Raw genomic sequence first — 1539 nt, forward strand, 5'->3', positions numbered from 1 at the left:
GGGAGTTCGAGTCTCTCATCACCCACCATGTTTTCAACTACTTACGCTGATTTTGCGAAGTGCGTGCCGGTTCGATGAACTCAAGGACCTCGGCGGCGCCCGCAAGGTGTTCTGGCATGAACCGCGCGTAAGTCTTGTGCGTGATCGCGATGTTGGAATGCCCAAGGTATTGAGAAACCTCTTCAATTGGGCGACCTGCGGTTAGCATCCGGACGGCGACGGTGTGTCTGATCTGGTGGATGTGGATCTCGCCCAGGCCCGCGCGTTCCAGGGCTGCGGCATAGCCGGTTCGGATGGACTTGATGCGCTTCCCGGCCCACTCAACCACATGGTCGGTCAGCCGGGCAGGGTAGGCCGATTCCAGTGCGGCGCGCGCCATGCGATTCATCGGCACGACAGCCCGCCCTTTCCTGGTGACGCCATCCGGCAGACGCAGGTCGATCACGCCGCGGTCGAAGTCGATCCGTGACCATTCCAGGTCGAGGACGGCGCCGACACGCGCGCCAGTCGTCAGCAAAAGGATCACCGCAAGCCGCACATGGGGAGAGCCGCAGCCATCCAGCAGCGCGCGGATCTGAGCGTCGGTCAGGGGCCTGACGTTGCTGTCCGGTTTCGGGGGGAGTTCGATGTAGGGGGCGCGGTCGATCACGCGGACCTTGGCCGCCCAGCGAAGCGCGGAGCGCAGGTGCCCCAGCTCGGTATGCGCGGACCCGATCTTGCGGCCGGCGGCCAGGCGGTCACGCAGGTAGGTCCGGCAATCCTCGACGGTGATCTGATCGGGGCGCAGCGCGCCGAACGCGGGCAGGATCGCCTTGCCGGTATAGCTCATGGTTTCGGCGGTTTTCTTCGACCCGAGGTGGATGCGGTAGGCTTCCCAGATCTCAGCCACTGTCATGCCGCCGGGCGTGGCAGTTTCTTTCAGGTATCGGTCCCGGCCTTCCGCTTCGGCTTGCGCTCTGGTGCGTGCCGCAAGCTGATAACGTCGCCGTTTTCCGGTCTCCGAGTCGTCCCAGTAGACGCAGAATCCGCCTCGCAGGCGTCCGATGCTGATGTCTGGCATTCGTGTTCCTCTACCGCGGCCAACGGGATTCGGATCATGCGCCCGACTCGAAAGCCGTGCAACTCCCCCCGCTTGACCATCATCCGCACGGTTTCTGCAGAACACTGCCAGCGTTCGGCAAGCATGTCCGGTGTGAGAGGGCGTGGCGCGGTCATCCGGGCGCCCCGTCATGGGTCACGCCGTCCAGCGTGCGGCCAGAGCGGCGCATCCACGCGACGCATTCAGGCCAATCTTCTGGTGCGCCATCGAAATTGTCGGATAGCCTAAGCCCGATCATCATGTCATCTGGCATGGCGTCGAATCCTTGGATCGACATGGACAAAAGGGAAAGGCCGAGTTCCATACGCAAAGCTGGCGCGCCGGTCACATCCGGGGGCTTCACGCTCCAGCCCCAGTGCCAGCGCGTTTCGGTTATTTTGCTGTTCTCATCCATTGGGGGGCTCATGTCGTCCTCATCTGTTGCAGGGTGTCGGTCATCT

Annotated in this window: 3 protein-coding genes; all 3 read right to left on the reverse strand. The window is 63.1% G+C overall.

What is annotated here, in order from left to right; genetic code table 11:
* Positions 1 to 37: 37 nt before the first annotated feature.
* The gene (locus PVW46_RS13270; protein WP_390624867.1) at positions 38 to 895 is read right to left on the reverse strand and encodes a tyrosine-type recombinase/integrase; all 858 of its coding nucleotides are present in this window, start codon (positions 893 to 895) and stop codon (positions 38 to 40) included.
* A 23-nt stretch (positions 896 to 918) separates the two neighbouring features.
* On the reverse strand, positions 919 to 1215 hold the full coding sequence (locus tag PVW46_RS28755) for a helix-turn-helix domain-containing protein (protein ID WP_390624868.1): 297 nt from the start codon (positions 1213 to 1215) through the stop codon (positions 919 to 921).
* The coding region (locus PVW46_RS13275; RefSeq protein WP_274576150.1) for a hypothetical protein at positions 1212 to 1539 on the reverse strand (328 nt) is incomplete at its 5' end. The genes PVW46_RS13275 and PVW46_RS28755, both read right to left, overlap by 4 nt.

The sequence above is a fragment of the Mameliella sp. AT18 genome, from assembly GCF_028807275.1.
Classification (GTDB): Bacteria; Pseudomonadota; Alphaproteobacteria; order Rhodobacterales; family Rhodobacteraceae; genus Antarctobacter; species Antarctobacter albus.

What these genes read in the sequence shown, in the direction of transcription:
- PVW46_RS13270 (WP_390624867.1), bottom strand. Translation starts at nt 895, where the DNA reads ATGACAGTGGCTGAGATCTGGGAAGCCTACCGCATCCACCTCGGGTCG.
- PVW46_RS28755 (WP_390624868.1), bottom strand. Translation starts at nt 1,215, where the DNA reads ATGACCGCGCCACGCCCTCTCACACCGGACATGCTTGCCGAACGCTGG.